At 66.2% G+C, this 14,720-nt stretch carries 13 protein-coding genes; 6 read left to right on the top strand and 7 right to left on the bottom strand.

Annotated elements, in window-relative coordinates; genetic code table 11:
* Window positions 1–14 precede the first annotated feature (14 nt).
* The gene (locus tag IBL26_RS04940) at window positions 15–1,100 is read right to left on the bottom strand and encodes a Bug family tripartite tricarboxylate transporter substrate binding protein (protein ID WP_187783350.1); all 1,086 of its coding nucleotides are present in this window, start codon (window positions 1,098–1,100) and stop codon (window positions 15–17) included.
* Window positions 1,101–1,116: 16 nt separating this feature from the next.
* Here IBL26_RS04940 and IBL26_RS04935 point away from each other — a divergent pair, with 16 nt between their 5' ends.
* A complete protein-coding gene (locus IBL26_RS04935) occupies window positions 1,117–1,863 on the top strand; it encodes a maleate cis-trans isomerase family protein (protein WP_187783349.1) in 747 nt (248 codons plus the stop codon).
* 14 nt (window positions 1,864–1,877) lie between these two features.
* Window positions 1,878–2,489, top strand: a complete 612-nt coding sequence (locus tag IBL26_RS04930; protein ID WP_187783348.1) for an isochorismatase family protein — start codon at window positions 1,878–1,880, stop codon at window positions 2,487–2,489.
* 59 nt (window positions 2,490–2,548) lie between these two features.
* Here IBL26_RS04930 and IBL26_RS04925 read toward each other — a convergent pair whose 3' ends face one another.
* Window positions 2,549–4,162, bottom strand: coding sequence for an FAD-dependent oxidoreductase (locus tag IBL26_RS04925; RefSeq protein ID WP_187783347.1), 1,614 nt, complete (start codon window positions 4,160–4,162; stop codon window positions 2,549–2,551).
* Between the two features lie 395 nt (window positions 4,163–4,557).
* Here IBL26_RS04925 and IBL26_RS04920 point away from each other — a divergent pair, with 395 nt between their 5' ends.
* The gene (locus IBL26_RS04920) at window positions 4,558–5,262 is read left to right on the top strand and encodes a sugar transferase (protein WP_206684144.1); all 705 of its coding nucleotides are present in this window, start codon (window positions 4,558–4,560) and stop codon (window positions 5,260–5,262) included.
* Window positions 5,263–5,351: 89 nt separating this feature from the next.
* On the opposite strand, the gene IBL26_RS04915 is transcribed toward IBL26_RS04920, so the two are convergent.
* The gene (locus IBL26_RS04915; RefSeq protein WP_187783345.1) at window positions 5,352–5,603 is read right to left on the bottom strand and encodes a hypothetical protein; all 252 of its coding nucleotides are present in this window, start codon (window positions 5,601–5,603) and stop codon (window positions 5,352–5,354) included.
* Between the two features lie 196 nt (window positions 5,604–5,799).
* On the opposite strand from IBL26_RS04915, the gene IBL26_RS04910 reads away from it, so the two are divergent.
* Genes IBL26_RS04910 through IBL26_RS04900 form a run of 3 tightly spaced genes read left to right on the top strand, consistent with a single transcriptional unit; the run spans window position 5,800 to window position 8,449 of the window.
* Window positions 5,800–7,053 carry an outer membrane beta-barrel protein gene (locus tag IBL26_RS04910; protein WP_187783344.1) on the top strand — a complete coding sequence of 418 codons (1,254 nt, stop codon included), beginning with the start codon at window positions 5,800–5,802 and terminating at the stop codon, window positions 7,051–7,053.
* Between the two features lie 56 nt (window positions 7,054–7,109).
* On the top strand, window positions 7,110–7,691 hold the full coding sequence (locus IBL26_RS04905; protein WP_187783343.1) for a polysaccharide biosynthesis/export family protein: 582 nt from the start codon (window positions 7,110–7,112) through the stop codon (window positions 7,689–7,691).
* Window positions 7,691–8,449, top strand: coding sequence for a transglycosylase SLT domain-containing protein (locus IBL26_RS04900; protein ID WP_187783342.1), 759 nt, complete (start codon window positions 7,691–7,693; stop codon window positions 8,447–8,449). Before IBL26_RS04905 ends, IBL26_RS04900 begins: the two co-directional genes overlap by 1 nt.
* 43 nt (window positions 8,450–8,492) lie before the next feature.
* On the opposite strand, the gene galE is transcribed toward IBL26_RS04900, so the two are convergent.
* From galE to IBL26_RS04880, 4 genes are read right to left on the bottom strand one after another with little or no spacing between them, the layout of a single operon-like run.
* Window positions 8,493–9,536 (bottom strand): UDP-glucose 4-epimerase GalE, encoded by a 1,044-nt coding sequence (galE, locus tag IBL26_RS04895; RefSeq protein ID WP_187783341.1) that lies wholly within the window; start codon window positions 9,534–9,536, stop codon window positions 8,493–8,495.
* A gap of 1 nt (window position 9,537) precedes the next feature.
* Window positions 9,538–10,809 (bottom strand): glycosyltransferase, encoded by a 1,272-nt coding sequence (locus tag IBL26_RS04890; RefSeq protein ID WP_187783340.1) that lies wholly within the window; start codon window positions 10,807–10,809, stop codon window positions 9,538–9,540.
* Between the two features lie 4 nt (window positions 10,810–10,813).
* Entirely contained in the window at window positions 10,814–12,187 is a 1,374-nt protein-coding gene (locus IBL26_RS04885; RefSeq protein WP_187783339.1) for an O-antigen ligase family protein, read from the bottom strand.
* A complete protein-coding gene (locus tag IBL26_RS04880) occupies window positions 12,184–14,493 on the bottom strand; it encodes a GumC family protein (RefSeq protein WP_187783338.1) in 2,310 nt (769 codons plus the stop codon). Before IBL26_RS04880 ends, IBL26_RS04885 begins: the two co-directional genes overlap by 4 nt.
* Between the last annotated feature and the right edge of the window lie 227 nt (window positions 14,494–14,720).

The raw sequence follows: 14,720 nt of genomic DNA, 5'->3' as shown, positions 1-14,720 counted from the left end.
CCCCGGACCTGGCTTCAGTTGGCGGTCGCGCCGGACGCCTTGATGATGTCGCGATACTTCAGCGTTTCCGTTTGCATGAATGCCGCAAACGAATCCCGGCTTTCACTGCTGCGCGGGATTGCGCCCAGCTCGGTCAGCTTCTTCTGGACGCCAGGATCGGCAATCGCGGTAACGGTGGCCTTATGCATAGCATCCAGAATGGGAGCCGGGACATTCGCCGGGGTGACAACGCCGAACCAACCTGTCGAGGTGATGTCGACACCGGCTTCCACCAGCGTCGGTACATCGGGGAAAGCTGAAAGGCGCTGGGTGCCGGTCACGGCAAGCGCTTTCATCCGGCCCGCCCGTACCATTTCCGCGACAGCGGAGACGGACTGAAACAGAACAGTCGTGCGGCCTTCGATCAGGTCGCTGTTGAGCTGCCCGGAGTTTGTGTAAGGCACATGCTGCATATCCAGCCCCGTCGAGAGGGCAAACTGCACGCCGGCCAGATGCTGCGACGAGCCGGCACCGACGGAGCCGTAGTCGATCGACCGACGCTGCTTTGCGTAGGCAATGAACTCCGCGACGTTGCCGGCCGGCAAGGATGATGGCACGACCATGATATTTGGCATCAGAACCATTAGTGACACGGCGGCGAAATCCCGCTCGGGATCAAAGGGCAGTGTCTTGTAGATCCATTGGTTGACCGCGTTCGCCGCGATGGATGCCAGGCCCATCGTGTATCCATCGGGTGCTGACTGCGCCACCTGCGCCATGCCGATATTGGTGCCAGCGCCCGGGCGGTTGTCGATGATGATGGTCTGGCCGAGCAAGGCACCAACACGCTCCATGACGATGCGGGCGACGACATCGCCAGAGCCACCGGCTGGGCCGGGATTGACGAATCGGATGGTGCGCGCTGGCCATCCACCTTGCGCACGGGCGATGCCGGGGAGGGCCAGCGATGGAATCGCCGCAAGCAGCGAGCGGCGACAAAGCGAAAATGCAGGGCGCATCAGCTGACCTCGATGTTTTGGTGTTTTGCGGGATGCAGGATGCATGCCAGGATGCCCACACATCAAGTTCCATGATGAAGCCTGGTTGGATTCATCATCCATGAGGAGAGAATCGGGAATGCCAGACGCTCAAGGCTGGCGCGCCAAGTTCGGCGTGCTGGGTCCGTCGACCAACACCATCGTCCAGCCGGATTTCGATGCGCTGCGCCCGCGCGGTGTCACCAACCATTACAGCCGCATCTTCACGCCGAATGCCCAGGCCATCAGCAACGAAAGCTTCCGCGCCGGTGCAGAGGTGATTGCCGGCAACACGCTGGACGCTGTCCGCAGCGTCATGACCTGCAAGCCGGACCATCTGGTGATGGGCATGTCCGCCGTGACATTCTTCGACGGCGTCAAAGGCGCGGATCGCTTCGTGAAGCAGGTGGAGGACGAGTCCGGCCTGCGCATCAGTGTCGGCAGCCACGCCTGTACGGCGGCGCTGAACCGTCATGGCGGCATCCGGCGGTTGGCCGTCCTCTCGCCCTACTGGCCTTCGATGAACAGCGAGGTCTCGCGCTACTTTGGCGACATGGGCTTCAGCGTTGTGCGCGATGTGGCCCTGCAGTGCCCATCCTGGATCGCTATTGCCGAGGTGACGCCGGAGACGCTGCGGAATACGCTGCGGGAACTGGATGGCGATGACATCGATGCCATCGTGCAGGTCGGCACCAACCTGTCCATGATGCGGCTGGCCGCGGCGGCAGAATTGTGGCTTGGCAAGCCCGTCATCGCCATCAACACCGCGACCTACTGGCACGCGCTGCGCAGCAACAACATCCACGACCAGATGGACGGCTTCGGCCCCCTGATGGCCGAGTTCTGAGCGGGGCCGATGGCATGAACGAGTTGGATATCTATAGCCGGCAGGGCATGGGCGCCTCCATCGGCATGGGCGAGAGCCCCGCGCTGATCATGGTGGACTTCGTCGTTGGCTTCACCGACCCAGCGCATTTTGGTGGCGGCAACATCACCGATGCCATTGCCTGCACCGTTCCGTTACTGGCGCATGCGCGGCAGCGCGGCTGGCCCGTGGTGCATACCCGCGTGGTCTATGCCGATGACGGCGCGGATGCCGGTGCCTTTACCCGCAAGGCCACAGGCCTGCTGAAACTGACCGAGACGAGTCCGCTCAGCCAGATCGTGCCAGAGCTACAGCCACTGCCGGGCGAACTGGTGATCCGCAAACGCCAGGCTTCCGGCTTCTTCGGCACCGAACTGGCCGGCTGGTTGCAATGGCGCCGTGCCGACACGCTGCTGGTGACGGGCTGTACCACATCCGGCTGCGTGCGGGCGACCGTGGTGGACGCGGTCTCCCACAACATGCGCACCATTGTCGTGCAGGATTGCGTTGGTGACCGCGCCATGGGGCCGCACCAGGCAAACCTGTTCGACATGCAACAGAAATACGCGGACTTGATGGATAGCACGGCGATTATGGCGCGGAACTGAGGGGGGACTGAGGAAGGAGGGCGAAGAAGGAATTTGCCCGTCCTTTTCCTTAGATCTCGTCAGTTGCGACGGCCCAGGCGCTGACCGGCGATATAGCCCCACGCCATGTTGGGGCCGATGGTCGTGCCGGTGCCGACATTGCGGGTGCCGATCGGGTTGGCCATGGCCAGGCCGGCGGCGAAGAGTCCCGGAATGATACTGCCGTCCGGGCGCAGCACTTCGGCATGTTCGTTGGTGCGCGCGCCGCCCTTGGTGCCAAGGATGGAGCGGCTAAATGGCATGGCCAGAAAGGGCGCCTGGACGATCGGCTTGATGCCGGCCCGCCGCCGCCTGTCGCCGGCCGAAGCGGCATCGGCCCGCGCGGGGCGGGCGTAGTCCTCGTCCAGCCCGGCCGTGGCAAAGGCGTTGAAGCGAGCGACGCTGGCCGCCAATGCATCCGGCGGCACGCCGATTTGCCCTGCCAGCCCGGCCACGTCCGGCGCTTGGCGCATCCAGCCAGGATCAGCCTTGGCGGCCCAGCGGACCGGTGGCACCTCGCTCACCATGCGGGAATCGGTGATGACCCAGGCTGGCAGATTCACGGGCTCGCCACTCACCGGATCGCGCCTGTCCAGTACCTCGCCGATGTTGAAGGTGAGCTCATTAGTGAAGCGCTCGCCATGGCGGTTCACCAGCATGGCATAGGGCTCGGTATGGAAGGGCACAGGCTGTGCCAGAACCTCGCCCTTGTAGCGGACCGGGATGGCGGGGGTGATAGTCGCCTGGTCCATGTGGTCGAGCGCGGCGCCGGCGGCCTCGGCCATGCGCTGGCCGTCACCTTCATGCGCGCCCGGGCTACCGCGAAAGTCGACCGGGCCGGGGAAATGGCGGCGCATCCGCACGGTGTCCCATTCGAAGCCGCCGGTCGCGATGACGACGCCGGCGCGGGTTGCCCAGGTCTCAGGCCGCCCCTGGTGCTCGACGACGGCGCCGGTCACGGCGCCGGTCTCGTCTTGCGTCAGCGCGACGGCACGCGCGTTCAGCACCACCTTCACCCCGGCGTCCAGGCAACCGCGCAACAGGCCGGTGACCAACGCGGTGCCCTTGCCGCGCGTGTTGGTCAGCAATCGCCAGAGCAATTGCGGCCACAGTTCGAGCACCGTCCGGTAGGGCTTGTGGTAGAGGTCGGTGGTGACCGCCTCATGATAGGTGAAGATCTCCGGGATGGTGGACTTGCGGATTCGGAAGGCGAACCGCCCCGCCCGCCAGCGGCTCAAGGGCAAAGGCGACATCATGCGGCCGCGCGCTTTCGCGCCTGGCAGGGTGCGGAGTGGATCAGGCTCGGTGGTCAGGGCGAAGCGCAGCGGGGTGTTGGCTTCGACGAAGCGCAGCATCTCCGGCGCGGCGTGGACGAAGGCCTGCCAGAGCAACTCCTCCGTTTGCGCCCAGCCCGAAGGCGCGGCGGCGCGGATATAGGCGAGTGCATCCTCGGCGTTGTCGTCGATACCGGCTTCCGCCGCCAGATGGTTTGCGGGAATCCAGGTACCGGCGCCGGACATGGCCGTGGTGCCGCCCAGCCGATCGGTCTTTTCCAGCACAGTCACAGAGAGTCCGCGCTTCGCGGCTGCCAAGGCTGCCGTCAGCCCTGCCGAACCGGAGCCCAGCACCAACACATCGGTCGCATAACCTGTCATCGCCTGATCCACGCCTGAAGCCACCGGTTGTCTTTGCACCGCGGCGGGCTCACACGCCAGGGAGTGGGTAGGCCGCTGGCGGCGTGGCGAGATCACGCGCCTTCTCGAAGCGCCTGCCGTGAAAAATCTTACGTTCCGGAATGCGTGTGCGTGAGCTTGCAATAATCACGCTTTGAGAAAGACACCGGTTCAACATGGCGTCAGGCCGCGTGATAATATCAGAAAGATTGAATTAAAGTATCTTAAGTAAAATCCGGCACATTACCGAATCGTATTGAAACTATGTGAGCAGTTGCAGCATAGTCGTGGCCAAGATCCTGCTTGGGGCGGCCCGACACGCTTGAGGGCGGACGCAAAAGGGATTTGTTGCTGCAGGAGGTGAGCCCGTGAGCGACATGAATTTCAATTCGCCTGGTGTCCGTGCGCCGGGAGGCGAGGCGCTGCTGCAAGCGGCCTTGCTGGTCCCGGATCTGCGCGACCGCTACTCCTGGAAGCGGGCTTCCAAACGCATCCTCGATCTCGTTCTATCCGGCACGATGCTGATGATTCTCGTCCCGGTCCTGCTCGCCATTGCGCTGGTGGTGTGGAGCGACGGCGGCAAGGTGCTGTTCGGCCATGCGAGGATCGGACGGGGTGGCAAGGTGTTCCATTGCCTGAAGTTCCGCAGCATGGTGCCGAATGCGGAGCAGGCGCTGTCGGCATTGCTCGAACGGGATGCCAGAGCGGCTGAAATGTGGAAGACGCATCGGAAGCTCGATCGGGACCCCCGTGTCACCTTGGTAGGAAACTTCCTGAGGGCCACGAGCCTCGATGAGCTGCCGCAGCTTTATAACGTTCTGCGTGGGGACATGAGCCTGGTTGGCCCCCGGCCCGTCGTGCATGCCGAGTTGGAAGAGCAGTACGGGCCCAACGCGGCCGCGTATCTCTCCGTGCGCCCCGGAATCACCGGCTTGTGGCAGGTAAGCGGCCGGAGCGATACCAGCTACGAGCAACGCGTCGCTCTCGATACTCTGTACGTGCAGCAACTGTCTTTGCGGACCGACCTCAAGATCCTGGCCAAGACAGTCCCGGCGGTGCTGCTGCGCAAGGGCGCCCGTTGAGGCCGAGCCTATGAAGCCGTCTTTACTGGTGAGAGCAAACACTGCTTTGGCCGCGATTCGTTAAGCTTTGGCTTGAAGTGCGTTTACGGTCAATTCCATTGAACACGAAAATGAATAGTGGCAACCTTCACCGTGACAAAGCGGAGGAGAGTAGCGTTCGGCTGCCATTCAATGAAGAAAGCGAAGGTGTGAAGAATGGCTTTCAACCTGTTCTTCGCCATAACGTGCAACGCCAGATATAGATGAAGTAGGCTGCTTATGGGATCGAGAAACCGAGGCGCTGCCTTTGGTATCGTTCTGGGATTGATCATTGCGTTGCTGTTCTGGCTGGTATTGGCCATGCTGGTCTTCTAAAGCGACGAGCCGGCGCGCTGGTGGTGGGCCGACCTATATCCGCCCTCGCGGTACAACGCTCCGCCTATACTTTGTAAAAACCGTCAAAGAACTCTGGTGCGGTGCGGCATAATATTTTACGATTTCGCAATGAAGTGCTGTCGCCCGGATCATCGACGTCACCGCCCGAGACCACCGCGAGTTTTGCTTCCGCGTTGCCTGGGCCTTGCCGCCACGCTGGCCGTGGTCTGGCCGTCGGCAGCCCTGGCGCAGTTCATTGGCCCGGAGGCGACAGCACGCGGTGTCACCGTCCTCAATCGCCCACGGCCCGATTTCGATCCACTGGGCGTTCGGCTGCCAGGCTATCGGCTGGATGCATCGTTGGAAGGTGGTGTGGGCTATGACGACAATCTGCTCCCGGGGCAGGGGCGCCGCCGGTCCGGCAGCTTCGCCGAGGAAGCCTTATCGGTCACCGGCGCCAGCATGTGGACGCGGCACGGCATCGAAGCTACCGCCACACAAATCACCCGGCAGCATGTACGGGACAGCAATCTGAACTGGAACGACTACGCCATTGGTGTAGCAGGCCGCTACGACATTGGCCGCGCGTCCTGGCTGCGGCTTCGTTACGACCATATCCGAAGCCACCTGGACGTCGACGATCTGGACGTGCAGCAAAGCGGCACGCGCACCCCGGCGCCATACGACACCGACATCGTGCACGCCGCCGGTTCCGTCGCCTTCAACCAGCTAAGACTGGGGGCTTCGCTGGATTACCGTTGGCTGCGCTATCAGGATGTGACGGTCGCCGGTGTGCGTGACCCGCTGTCCAACAACGATCATCAGTCGGCTTTGGGCGAGTTGAACGCCGAGTACAGCGTTCTTCCCGGCCGGGCCTTGCTCGGCGTGGTCCGGCTGCAGGATATCCGCTACGACCGTGCCGGCCAAAGCGGGCGAGACTCGTTGACTTGGGAGGTGCAGGGCGGCGCGCAATATGACGTGGACGGTCTGTGGCAGGCCAGGCTGCTGCTTGGTTACCGGCGCCGGGACTACGAGCAAGCGGGGCTGAAGCCGCTGTCCGGCCCGGCCTTCGAAGGGCAGGTGGTCCTGACGCCGTCGCAGCTGGCGACCGTCACCGTCGCGATCCAGCGCAGCATCGAGGAATCGATCCGCCAGGACAGTGTCAGCTACACGCGAACCTCCGCGCGCGCGGCGCTGGATTACGAGATGCTGCGCAACCTGATCGTCACGGTCGGGACGAGGGTGGAGCGTCGCGATTATCCCGAGGATGTCGGAACCGTCACCGACGCGATCGGCGTGTTGGAGGCACGCTGGATGCTGAACCGCAGCATGACGCTGATCGGGACTTTCCAGCATACCGAACGCCTCTCCGCGCCGGCCGGCATTCAGGAATACGGGCGCAACCAGGTCCTGATACGGCTGCGGTTCGCGTTGTGAGCCCGGGACCTGATCTGGCCCGGAACAAATCGTCTGGCTTCGGCAAAGGAACAGGAATGCTCCACTCTCCACGCTGCTCCCTGACGCGACGCATGGTCCTGTGCGGCGCGTTGCTGCTTTCGGCATGCGCTGCACCGGGTGCGGGCCTGCCGCTTTTGCCGGAGGTAACGCCGGCCGCCTATGCGCTGGGGGCGGGGGACCAGTTGCGCGTTACCGTCTTCAACGACCCACGCCTGACCGGTGAGTTCCGCATCACCGACACAGGGACGGTCGCGCTGCCGCTACTGGGCGCCATTCCTGCCGCTGGCCGCACCACCACGCAGTTTGAGCGCTCGGTGGAACAGCTGCTACGGGAGCGAAACCTGTTCAACGAACCGTCCGTCGCGGTCGAGGTCACGCAGTACCGGCCGGTCTTCGTGCTAGGGATGGTGGAGCGCGGCGGGCAGACGCCGTACCAGCCGGGCATGAGCGTGCTCTCAGCGGTGGCCGTTGTCGGTGGTTTCAACTACCGCGCGGTGACCGATGTCGTCTCAGTGACCCGCGCTGATCCCGGAGGTGTTCCGCGCGAGTATCTCGGCACGCGACGCTCGCTGTTGCAGCCGGGCGATGTCGTCACCGTATTCGAGCGCCGCTTCTGATGTTGCGCGGTCTTTTGCTGACGGGCGCATTTGTGGCCAGTTCCGTGCCCGCCGCCTGGGGGAACCCGCAGCCGCCAGCGCTGCGGCCGGGTGAGTTGTGCCGGGCAGCCATCGCCGTGGTGGAGCGTGAGGCGCGTTTGCCGCCGAACCTGCTCAGCGCCATTGCCACCGTCGAATCAGGCCGCGCCGATCCGGCTTCGGGCCGCCTGGTCTCCTGGCCGTGGGCCCTGAACGCGGAAGGTGCGGGCCGGTTCTTCGGCAGCCAGCCGGAAGCCGTGGCCGCGGCACGGCAGTTGCTGGAGCGGGGCGTGAAGTTGATTGATACCGGCTGCCTGCAGGTGAACCTGTTCCATCATCCCGATGCCTTCGCCTCGCTGGACGAGGCGTTCGATCCGCTCGCCAACGCGCGGTATGCCGCCGGCTTCCTGAAGCGGCTGCATGCCATCTCGGGGGACTGGATGGTTGCCGCCGGCCACTATCACTCACAGACCACGAGCCGCGCGGATCTCTATCGCATGCGTGTCCTGGCTGCCTGGGCGGGGCGCGCGCCGGCTGCCCCGCAGATTGACCGTGCGGCACAACGTCGGGAAGATCTGGCCAATGCCTGGACGGCGGGTGGTACGGGAATGGTGCTGCGTGCCGCCGCCCCGGTCGGCAGGACCCGCTCCACACTCGATCCCCTGGCCATGATGGCCGATGCCTGGACACGGGGCGGCAGCGCCACGCGATTGCCCGCCTCCCCGCCATCCATGCGCTGACCGGCAACCGGCCCGCCTGGCATGCCGGCGGTGGATACCCTGCTCAGGGCGAGGCCATTGCGCTTTCGGCAACAGGCGTTGCGCTCATCGTGGCAGCAACGCCATCAAAGCCATGCGGGTGCTTCTGGCGCCAGGTCCAGGCGGTGCGCACCACCTGCTCCAACGAACCGTAACGCGGGCTCCATCCGGTGTCCCGGCGCAGCCTTGCATTCGCGGCGACGAGCACCGCCGGGTCTCCTGCCCGGCGGGGTCCCTCGGCATAGGGCACGGGCCTTCCACTGACTTCGCCCACCATCCTGATGACATCCAGCACCGAGTAGCCGTTGCCGTTGCCCACATTGTACCGGACGCTGCGACCCTGCTTCAGCACATCCAACGCGCGCAGATGGGCGTCGGCCAGGTCGGTGACGTGCACATAGTCGCGGATGGCGGTGCCGTCCGGCGTGTCGTAATCCGTACCGAACACGGTCAGCGGCGGCCGGATGCCAAGCGCCGCGTCGATCGCCAGCGGAATCAGGTGCGTCTCCGGCGTATGGTCCTCGCCCAGCCGGCCTTGCGGGTCGGCGCCCGCCGCGTTGAAGTAGCGCAGGCAGGCCGAGCGTAGGCCGTGGACCCTGTCGGCCCACTCCAATCCACGCTCGGCCATTAGCTTGGACTCGCCATAGGCAGAGACAGGCGCGAAGCCAGCGTCTTCCTCGATGGGGATGATCTCGGGCAATCCGAACAAGGCGGCGGTCGAGGACAGCACGAAGCGATCGCAGCCGGCTTTGACCGCCGCCTCGGCCAGCCAGAGCGTATTGCTGAGGTTCTCCGCCATGTAGCGCAGCGGCTCCCGCATGCTTTCGCCGACCAGGGAGAGCGCGGCGAAGTGCAGCACCCCATCGAACTTCCAGTTTGCGAATATCTCGGTGAGGTTCTTGCGGTCCCCGACATCCGCGACCACCAGCTCCGCTCCGGCTGCCACCGCCTGGCGGTGCCCCTGGCGCAGATCGTCCAAAACCACGACGTCGTCCCCGCGTTCGCGCAGGGCCAGGACGACATGGCTGCCGACATAGCCAGCGCCGCCGGTGACCAGGAAGCGTGCCATCTCAGTGCCTCGCCATGGATGTTGGTTGCGCTGTTGTCGATGGGCCCGCATGGGCGGCCTGTCCGCCCCGGCGGAGAAGTTGCTGCACGACGGCGGCGGCGAAATCCTGCGCCGTATCGGCAACGACGATGCCCTGCCGCATACTTGGCGGCAGGCCACGGATGCCGATGCGCGTGCTGACCATCGGCTTGCCGAAGGCCAGCGCCTCCATCACCTTGATGCTGACGCCGGTACCATAGCGCAGCGGCACGACCGGCACCGCGACGTCGCGGTAGAAATGCCCGACCTGTTCCAGCCTCGGCTTCACATGGATGTCTGATACGTGGCCGACCAGCGAATGCACCTTCTGCGACAATGTTCCCGCCAGCAGGACCCGTAGACCGGGCATCTGGCCACGCAGCAAGGGAAGGATGTCGTCGCGCAGATAACGCACCGCATCGAGGTTCATGACGTCCTCGGAGCCGATGAAGCCGATGTCGTAGGGCTCTGCCGCGCTGGGCGGGGTTTCTGCCGCATCCGGCACGGTGTAGCGCCATGGCTGATGGCGCACCTTGCCAACCAACTGTGGAAAGGCGGCATAGCGCGAAGCCTCCTCGCTCGAGGCGGCCAGGATGCGGTCGCATCGCGACAGGGCCGCCAGTTCCGCTGCCCGGGAACGGTCCGGGTTGGTACGACGGAACCTGTGCCGCAGCCAAGCCGCGCCATGATCGCGCAGGATTTCGCGCGGGGAGAGCTCGCGGAACAGGTCGCCATATGCCATGTCGTAATCCAACGCCTTGCGGACGAAATCGTCGTGCAGGTCGAGCGAGATGCGGATGCCCGGCAGCAACGCCAGGATCGGCTGCATCAGCAGCAGGGCATGAATCTTGTGGCAGTAGATATGGGCGATGCCCTGCTGCCGAATCCAGTCCGCCACTAGCCGCGCCATGGCCGGCCGGCGGCTTTGCAGGAACGGGTGGCCGACGAAGACGTCGCCGCTGATCCAGCGATGGGCTTCCCGCACCGCCTGGCCCGCGCGCCCCAGGGGGCTGCCGCCATTGTTCCACCCCGGCAGCATCAGATGGCCGCAGGAAATTTCCGCATAGGCCGCGGCGGAGGCTGGCGACAGCGCCTTGCCGGCGTCCTTGTAGAAGGACAGGCAGAAGATCCGGCTACCCTGGCGGCGATACTCCTCCGCGACGGAGAGATAGACCTGGGAGGAACCATTGCCGGGCGGCAGGAAGGGCTCGTCGGTGACGAACAGAGTCGCCGGGGCTGGCGTGGCGTCGGGCATGGTGTCAGCGCTCCTGCGGCATGAGCGTGGGGGCGGGCCTGGGCCAGGACGCAGCCTGATTCTGCCAGGCGATCTGCCGTGCGACGAGACCGGCGACGCGCACCCGCCAGCACTCCAGGTTGACGCGTACGATGCTCCAGACGAACAGCAAGGTGAGCAGGTCGTTGCCCTGCAGGATACGCGATTCACTCAGGTTGCAGGCCAGGAAGAAGCCCAGCACCATGGCGGCCCAGCCGACCAGGCCATCCGTGCCGTGCCGCGCATGCACCAGCGCCAGCAGGCGGTTGAGCAGCACTGCCAGGCTGGCCAGGAACAGCGCGCTGCCGATGATGCCGGCATCCAGCAGCAACTGCAGGTAGCCGTTATGGGCATGCAGTTCGTACTGGCGGGACCAGTACCAGAAAACGGCGCCGGGCGCGGCCTCGCCCAGCCAGAAGATGCCGTAGCCGAAGCCGGCCCAGGGGCGCTGCGCGACGGCGCCGAGCACGAAGGCCCACACGGTGCCGCGGCCGGAGAAACTTGGGTCCCGGCCCAGCGCGGCGGCGACCAGGGGCATGATCTCGCCACCGAAGGCCAGGATGATGGCGGCGCCGCAGCCCAGTACGGCCGGCGCGGCCACGCTGATCAGGCCACGGCCGGAGGCCGCCAGCGCGGCACTGCAGAACAGCCCGATGCCGGCCAGCAGTGCCAGCAGCGGCGTGGCCGAATGCGCCGCGCCCAGCCCGACCGCGCAGCCCACCAGCAGTGCCTTGTCTGCCAACCGGTTCCAGCGTCCGCCGTCGCCGCTGGCCATGTGGTGGATCACCGCCAGGATGGACATGGCCATGAACGAGCCAAACAGGTTCTTGTGGGAGAACAGGCCGCGCAGATAGCCGTTATGGTCGAAGCCCAGCAGCGGGTTGACCGCCGCGTGCAGGATGGAGCCCACCAGGGCGATGCCGGCGGAGATCCGCATCGCATCCACCAGGCCCTTTGGCCCCAGGCGCAACCCCAGGCACAGCCCTGCCGCCAGCGTGCCCACCATGGCGAAGACGCGGCGAAGCGTCGGCTCCGGCAGCGGTGACCAGAAGGCGGAGAGCGCGCACCATGCCATGAAGCCGATCAGCGGAAAGCCAATCAGCAGGAAGGCGCGCGGCCGTACCGTCCAGGCCAGCAGGGCCAGATGCATGCCGTACAGCGCCAGCATCACCGCCTGCCGGGCGGCGTCACCGGATTCTTGGATGCTGGCGACGTCGCTTTGCGAGGGCTGGCCCACCGGCTGGCCGCCGATCATGGCCGGCAGGATGCTGCCGATCAGCAGGATGCTCACCACGCCCAGGCCGATGTCGAATGGCTCGCCGCGCGGCGCGCTGGGCAGGGGCTGCGGGGCCGTATTCATGCCCGCTGGCCTCCGATGCCCGCCGGGGCCGGCAGTTGCTGCGTGGCGGCGGCGGCCAGGGCGGGGCGGCCCCGGCGAATGGCCCCGGCGGCGGGGAAGTCGAAGGTCGCGAACCGCGCCATATCGACGCGGGTCAGCACGACGCCGGCCAGGGCCGTGCCGGTCTCCTGGATCTGCTGCTGGGTGTGCCGCGCTAGCGCGGCCGGCGTGCGGCCCCAGCGCGCCACCAGCACGGCGGCATCGGCCAGGCCGCACAGCGCCCGCGCATCGCTGGCCACCAGCAGCGGCGGCGTATCGATCAGGATCAGGTCGAACTCGCTCCGCAGCTGGCACAGCAGGGCCGGCAGGCGGGGGGAGCGGGAGAAGGCATGCAGCTGCGCTTCCCACCGCCCGGCCGGCAGCACGAACACGCCGCTGGCCTCATGCAGCCGGCCGGCGTCGCGTGGGTTGTCGACGCGCCCGGCCAGATAGCCCGCCACGCCCGGACAGGCCCCGATATCGAAGGCGCCCTGCTGCCAGGAGGAATGCAGGTCGCAATCCACCACGACCACACGCTGCCCCGCTGCCGCAGCGGCGGCCAGGCAGGCCAGGGTGGTGGATTTCCCCTCCTGCGGCAGGGCGGAGATGATGGCGATGACGCTGCCACGGCGCGGCGCCTCCGCGCCTTCCGCTCTGGCCGGGCCCAGCTTGTCCTGCAGGCCCAGCACGGCTTCGACGAAGTCGCGCGGCTTGCCGGCGAGGATGGCCTTCACAGCCCGGTCCGGCCGCCCGCGCAGCTCTGGAATATGGCCGAGATAGCGGACGCTGGCGGCGAATTGCCGGGTCACGTCATCCTGGCTCCGCAGGGTGCGGCTCTTCCGGAACTCACGGAAGCCAATGGCGGTCATGCACAGGCCGAGGCCGGCGATGAAGGCGGCGGCAAGCACCAGCGGCACCTGCGGCCAGGTCGGCCGCGCCGGCACGGTCGCGGGGGAGACCAGCCAGCCATCGGTGTCGTTGAAGCCCACCTGTTCCGTCGTCCGCAGGCGGGAGAGGAAGGTCTCGTAGACCGCCCGGTTGGCGTTGCCCTCCAGCTGCGCCGCCTCCAGCTGCGTCTGCCGCACCGTCAGGTCGTTGGCCTGGCGGCGGAGCGCCTGCAAGCGGCCCTCCAACGCGCCACTCAGGGTTGTGGCGGCGGCCACATCGGCCTGCAAGGCCGCCAGCCGCGCCCGCGCCTCGGCCTCCATCTGCCCCTGGGTAACGCGGCGCTGCGCCTGGGCGCGCCGCAGCGCCAGGCTCTCGCTGCCAAGCTCGATGGAAAGGCGGCCGACTTCCTGGTTGGCCTCCGCCGCCGTGGTGCGCAGCCGGTCGATATGCCGGTCGCCGCCCGCCGCCGTTTCCCAGTCCAGCAGCGACAGGATGCCGGTGCGCTGCACCAGTGCCTCGGCCGAGGCGAGCCGGTTGGTGGCGCGCTCCTTCTCCACGCGCGCCTGCAGGATGCGCTCGCCCAGCCCGGCCATCTCGGCATTGATCTGCGGCAGGTCGCGGCCATCCACCTGCAAGGCAAGGCGCAGCGCCGCCATGCGCTGGTCGGCCTCCAGCACATGCGCCCGCAACTCCTGCGCGCGGCGCTGCAGCCATTCGGCCGCCCGCTCGGCGGCTTCCTGGCGGCCGCGCACGCGGTTGGCCAGGTAATTCTCGGCCACCGCGTTGGCGGCCTCCGCCGCCAGGGCCGGGTCGGCGGCCGAGAGCCGGATCCGCGCCAGGGTGGACCGGCCGATCGGCGTCACCTGCACCGCGCTGCCCAGCTGGTCCACCAGCCGGTCTTCCGTGCTGCGCCCGGCCTCGTTGCCCACCGCCGCATCCAGGTCCAGCGCCGCGGGGCTGACCCGGCGGGAAAGTGTGGCAGTGAATGCCGCCAGCCTGTCCTGCGGCGCATCTCCCGCTGCTGCCAACCGCTCCGCCCGCCGTGCCAGGCCGAGTTCCTGCACCACGCGGGAGAGTGAGGCGGGTGAATTCATGATCTGCAGCTCGCCCTCCACATCGGGCAACTGGGTCTCGCCGGTGCGCGAGACGGCATCGGTATTGGCGATGTCCGACTGCCGGGGGGCCGCCATGATGATCGCCTCCGCCGTGTAGCGGGGCTCGGCCAGCTGGAGATATGCGCCGGCGACCGCGGCGGTCAGGCCGGAGATCAGCAGCAACATCTTCCACTCGCGCCGCGCGGCGCGCAGCAGCTGGTCGATGGCCTGCGCGGGCCCGGATTGCCGGACCGCATCATCCATCAGGAGGGCCATGGAGGCATCGACAGCGGGCAGGCGGTTCATCGCAGAGAGCTCCTTTGGGGTGGGCAGGCCAGGATTTGCGATTGAATTAAGTATATCGGTATCGAATCGAAGAATCCACAAAATCGAACGAGTCAAATTATAGGAGATTCATCGATAGTATTCAGATTCGCGCATAGAGAGCCCGAATGATTGAATCATAATGCGATTATCGATCGGTTCATGATTCAAACGTAAGGAATTATGATTTCCAAGATGGCATGTATTGC

The organism is Teichococcus aerophilus (assembly GCF_014490485.1).
In the GTDB taxonomy this organism is placed as follows: domain Bacteria; phylum Pseudomonadota; class Alphaproteobacteria; order Acetobacterales; family Acetobacteraceae; genus Pseudoroseomonas; species Pseudoroseomonas aerophila.
Note: the sequence above shows the minus strand (reverse complement) of the source record. Positions and strands in the feature narration are given on the sequence as shown.

Bases quoted from the DNA above. Each gene is read 5' to 3' on its own strand.
- IBL26_RS04940 (WP_187783350.1), bottom strand. From the start codon at position 1,100: ATGGATGATGAATCCAACCAGGCTTCATCATGGAACTTGATGTGTGGG.
- IBL26_RS04935 (WP_187783349.1), top strand. From the start codon at position 1,117: ATGCCAGACGCTCAAGGCTGGCGCGCCAAGTTCGGCGTGCTGGGTCCG.
- IBL26_RS04930 (WP_187783348.1), top strand. From the start codon at position 1,878: ATGAACGAGTTGGATATCTATAGCCGGCAGGGCATGGGCGCCTCCATC.
- IBL26_RS04925 (WP_187783347.1), bottom strand. From the start codon at position 4,162: ATGACAGGTTATGCGACCGATGTGTTGGTGCTGGGCTCCGGTTCGGCA.
- IBL26_RS04920 (WP_206684144.1), top strand. From the start codon at position 4,558: ATGAATTTCAATTCGCCTGGTGTCCGTGCGCCGGGAGGCGAGGCGCTG.
- IBL26_RS04915 (WP_187783345.1), bottom strand. From the start codon at position 5,603: ATGGCCAATACCAGCCAGAACAGCAACGCAATGATCAATCCCAGAACG.
- IBL26_RS04905 (WP_187783343.1), top strand. From the start codon at position 7,110: ATGCTCCACTCTCCACGCTGCTCCCTGACGCGACGCATGGTCCTGTGC.
- IBL26_RS04900 (WP_187783342.1), top strand. From the start codon at position 7,691: ATGTTGCGCGGTCTTTTGCTGACGGGCGCATTTGTGGCCAGTTCCGTG.
- galE (WP_187783341.1), bottom strand. From the start codon at position 9,536: ATGGCACGCTTCCTGGTCACCGGCGGCGCTGGCTATGTCGGCAGCCAT.
- IBL26_RS04890 (WP_187783340.1), bottom strand. From the start codon at position 10,809: ATGCCCGACGCCACGCCAGCCCCGGCGACTCTGTTCGTCACCGACGAG.
- IBL26_RS04885 (WP_187783339.1), bottom strand. From the start codon at position 12,187: ATGAATACGGCCCCGCAGCCCCTGCCCAGCGCGCCGCGCGGCGAGCCA.
- IBL26_RS04880 (WP_187783338.1), bottom strand. From the start codon at position 14,493: ATGAACCGCCTGCCCGCTGTCGATGCCTCCATGGCCCTCCTGATGGAT.